Source organism: Microcystis sp. LE19-41.2A, assembly GCF_027530405.1.
GTDB lineage: Bacteria > Cyanobacteriota > Cyanobacteriia > Cyanobacteriales > Microcystaceae > Microcystis > Microcystis aeruginosa.
In genome coordinates this window covers 1-4127 of the sequence record NZ_JAPZQJ010000237.1, presented here as the reverse complement: position 1 = coordinate 4127, position 4127 = coordinate 1, and the positions used below count along the sequence as shown (strand labels likewise).

Here is a 4127-nt window from a genome sequence, read left to right as displayed (position 1 = left end):
GACGTTCAAAAACCTTGCATTATCCTTCTTGTAGTACATCGCTTGGTACAAAAAACAAGGGCAACAAAGCCTAAAACGACCGACTCCTGACGACCGGCTACTGACTCCTACCCCCAGGAAAAACTTTTTCAGCAGACCCTATCTAGGGCTGGCTGAATAAATCTAAAAACCTTGTTGGGTAAGACTTTTAGACTTTTTGGAAGACTCCCTCAAAATCGGTAAAACCCTACACCCCACACCCCACACCCTACACCCTACCCCCACGAAAAAATTTTTCAGCAAACCCTATCTAGGGTTATCCCCCGACAAATTACACCAATTTCAGATCGGGATAATTGGCGAGAATGTCGTCTTGACTGAGAATATCACCCTCGCTTTGAGGAGTCCAAATCACTTCTACCGCTAAAAGTCGATCGCCTCCCATACTACCAATTTGTTGCAGGGCTTGTTTCAAGTCTTGGGAATCATTAATTTTGGCTAGAGAAAATTTACCGACAATGCCGGCTAAAATAGTCACCAAAATATAGCCTTCCGGTGCGGTTTTAGCTAATTCTCCAGCCGATTCGGGTAAAATATTTTCTTGAGAACCTTGACGCAGTTGATTATTGTAATTAGTTAAGGTTTCCGCCGTTAGTTTACCGCGTTCGTTGAGGGACCACTGATTAAACTTCGCTTCTGCACTGCTGAGGCTGGTTTGTTGAGAATCGACGTTACCATAAACCCAGTATTCCGGATGACGTAACAGGGCGAGGGCCGATTCTTGTAAGACTTCGACGCGTCCCTCGGAGGTGCTAGTATCCACAGTTAGGGCGATTTGATTTAATTCTTGTTGCAGATAACGGGCATTAGCCAACAAACCCACCTGTACTTTAGCCACGGAGACGGTTTCATAACCGGATTCTATCGTCATACCATTCTCATCACTGCCTCCACCATTACGGAAAGCATTAACGAGGAAATTGGCAATAGCAAAAAAGATTAACAGAGAAATTAAGCCACCGCCACCACCACCCCAAAAGAAGGGTAAGAGGAAGGGAAAACCAATACCTCCACCGTAACCGGGGGAACTGTAACCACCACCTCTAGAAGGGCTAATACTGCGACTAGGGGCGCGAAAACTACCGCCCCCCATTCTACCCCCCGATGCCGCCAAAGCACTGGAAACATTGCCTAAAATCAGCGTTGTCACTAATCCTAGAACTAATAGCGGCTTGGCAAGCGATCGAACTTTAGTTAAAATTTTGTCAATCATAAGAACACCGAAGCAACCCTTTATTTACTAGGATAACCAGTTTCTCCCTCAGGGATAGACAAATCTTGAATAGGGATAACCGATATCATTAGGAGAGAGGAGACAGGAGACAGGAGACAGGAGACAATTGATTATCTTCTCCCCACTCTCTTCTCCTCAACCCCCAACCCTCAAATTTATAGACCTTTACAGATCTCCGGCATGATTAATTTTTGAGGGTTTAAAAACGTCAAAAATAAGGATTAAGTTGGATAAAATCCCGAAATAGGCCATTTCATTGATTTTTATTCATTCTTAATTCTCCTGACTACTGACTCCTGACTCCTGACTCCTGACTCCTAATTTATAGACCTTTACAGATCTCCGGCATGATTAATTTTTGAGGGTTCAAAAACGTCAAAAATAAGGATTAAGTTGGATAAAATCCCGAAATAGGCCATTTAATTGATTTTTATTCATTCTTAATTCTCCTGACTACCGACTACTGACTACTGACTACTGACTCCTGACTCCTGACTACTGACTCCTGACTACTGACTACTGACTCCTGACTCCTGACTCCTGACTCCTGACTCCTGACTCCTGACTCCCCACTCCCCACTCCCCATCTCCCAACCCCCAAATTTATGACTTGGAATTTCTCTTCTCCGACGGATTCGGACTTAGGCGATCGCGAAGTACCCTTAGAGAGTCATCATCTCTGGGGTAAACGGATTGCTTTACTGGTAACGGGAGGGATTGCGGCCATGAAAGCGCCGCTAATTGCCCGATCTTTGCGGAAATTCGGGGCTACAGTCGTGGCTTTTGTCTCAGAAGAAGCTTTAAGATACGTCACTAAGGAAGCTTTGGAATGGAGTACGGTTAATCCCGTAATTAGCCAATTAACGGCAAAAGCAGAACATTTAAGCGATCAATCTCCCTTTGATCTTTATTTAGTCGCCCCCGCTACCTATAACACGATTAATAAGTTTCGTTACGGAATCGCTGACGGAGTGATCACTTCATGCTTGGCCTCGGCCTTGGGACGACAGGAAAAGGGAAAAACTAAAATTCTGCTTGTCCCCACCATGCACGGCAGTTTACATAATGCTATTCTGACCGAATCTTTGCAAACTCTCGATCGCTGGGGAGTCCAGATTATGTCACCCCGGGATGATTACGGTAAGCACAATCTCCCCGGGGAAAAAGAGATTACCGTAGCAGCCTGTGGGATTCTCAGTAATTCTGTGCTGAAAAATAGGCCGATTTTAGTCACTGGTGGACCCACACCCGTTATTATCGATAATATTCGTCGTTTAACCAATCGTTTTACCGGACAGTTAGGAGTCGCTATTGCAGAAGAATTGTACCTGCGCGGGGCAAAGGTGCAATTAATCCACGGACGCGGCAGCTATACACCTCCCGCTTATTTACCCCATGAAATTATTGAAACTTATGACGAGTATCTAGGGAAGGTTATGGGAGAATTAGAGAGTAAAGATTATAAATTTGGGATTTTTTCGGCAGCAGTGGCAGATTATCGCTTAGAAAGCCCTTTTTTGGGTAAAATTCCCAGTGGTGGGCAGTTAAATCTTAATTTTGTGCCGACGGAAAAAGTGATTGACAAGGTGAGAGAAAAATTTCCCGATTTAGAGATGGTGACTTTCAAGTATCAGGAGGGAGTCAGTCAGGAGGAGTTACTGGAAATCGCCCGTAAACGCCTAGAAAAGGGCTATCAGGCTGTTATTGCTAATAGGGGTGAGGAAAAGGGCGATCAAGGGGAACAGGTGGCTTATTTGGTCACAAAAGCGGCATTGGGGAAATTTATCGGCAAAAAAGCGATCGCTATTGGCATCGCCGAATATTTAGAACAGCGAGCCAAAAATGTTACAATCAAAAAAATTTAATATTTTTTAATATTAATTTGCAAAAATTTAGGGTAACACAGTCATGGGTAACATCAACTTCGTCAAAGAGAATAAGATCGTGGTAGCGGCAGATGGAGCGAATTTACGAGAGAAAGCAATCCAGAATGGCGTTGATATCTACACTTTTGGCGGTAAATTGATGAATTGTGGCGGTTACGGTCAGTGTGGTACTTGTATAGTGGCAATTGTCGAGGGGATGGAAAATCTCTCGGCCAAAACCGACTTTGAACAGCGCTGTCTGAAGAAAAAACCCGAAAATTATCGTTTAGCCTGTCAAACCAGCGTTAATGGCCCTATTAGCGTCCAAACTAAACCAAAATAGCATTTAAGCGTCATGCCCCACCCCCAGCAACGCACCGGTGGGGAAGGTGCGGCGATCAGAACCATTGAGGCGTTCGATACCAGTGAAAATTGCCAGACAATATCACATAATTCCCTGAACGACTTTTTCAGCAGACCCTAATTGATGTCTTGGGAAGACATCTCAGCGGATTTTTGTGATTTTTTCGCTGCTTTTTTGCCAGCCAAGGGCTGACAATCAAGAGATTTGCTAGAAAATATCAGCTTTACTGCATTTAAACTGCCTATCTCAATGGAACGAGAGGACTCCCGTTAAACCGCGTAGCGGTTTAACGGGAATAAATCGCCACCGGAATGAAACTAACGCGGTAGCGTTTCCACTTTCGGGGAGTTTTTTTGGTTCTCGACGTATTTTTTTAGTTGTTCGACAGTAACGCCGCCACAACTAGCCACGAAATAACCTCCCGTCCAAAAATAAGGTTTATTGTCGAAATACTTGGCCGCCAAATCCGGAAATTCTTTTCTAATTAGGGTCTGCTGAAAAAGTTTTTCCTGGGGGTAGGAGTCAGTAGCCGGTCGTCAGGAGCCGGTCGTTTCAGGCTTTGTTGCCCTTGTTTTTTGTACCAAGCGATGTACTACAAGAAGGATAATGCAAGGTTTTTGAAAGT

Annotated in this window: 3 protein-coding genes and 1 pseudogene; 2 read left to right on the top strand and 2 right to left on the bottom strand. The window is 44.3% G+C overall.

The window, feature by feature from the left end; genetic code table 11:
- Nucleotides 1-310 precede the first annotated feature (310 nt).
- Entirely contained in the window at nucleotides 311-1252 is a 942-nt protein-coding gene (locus O9290_RS10555) for a DUF1517 domain-containing protein (protein WP_004162654.1), read from the bottom strand.
- Between the two features lie 626 nt (nucleotides 1253-1878).
- Here O9290_RS10555 and O9290_RS10550 point away from each other — a divergent pair.
- Nucleotides 1879-3138: a phosphopantothenoylcysteine decarboxylase domain-containing protein gene (locus O9290_RS10550; protein WP_288056316.1), complete on the top strand. Its 1260-nt coding sequence runs from the start codon at nucleotides 1879-1881 to the stop codon at nucleotides 3136-3138.
- A 43-nt stretch (nucleotides 3139-3181) separates the two neighbouring features.
- Nucleotides 3182-3481 (top strand): 2Fe-2S iron-sulfur cluster-binding protein, encoded by a 300-nt coding sequence (locus tag O9290_RS10545; RefSeq protein ID WP_002761301.1) that lies wholly within the window; start codon nucleotides 3182-3184, stop codon nucleotides 3479-3481.
- 338 nt (nucleotides 3482-3819) lie between these two features.
- On the opposite strand, the pseudogene O9290_RS10540 reads toward O9290_RS10545, so the two are convergent.
- A pseudogene (locus O9290_RS10540) lies at nucleotides 3820-4008 on the bottom strand (IS200/IS605 family transposase); the annotation flags it as partial.
- Nucleotides 4009-4127 lie beyond the last annotated feature (119 nt).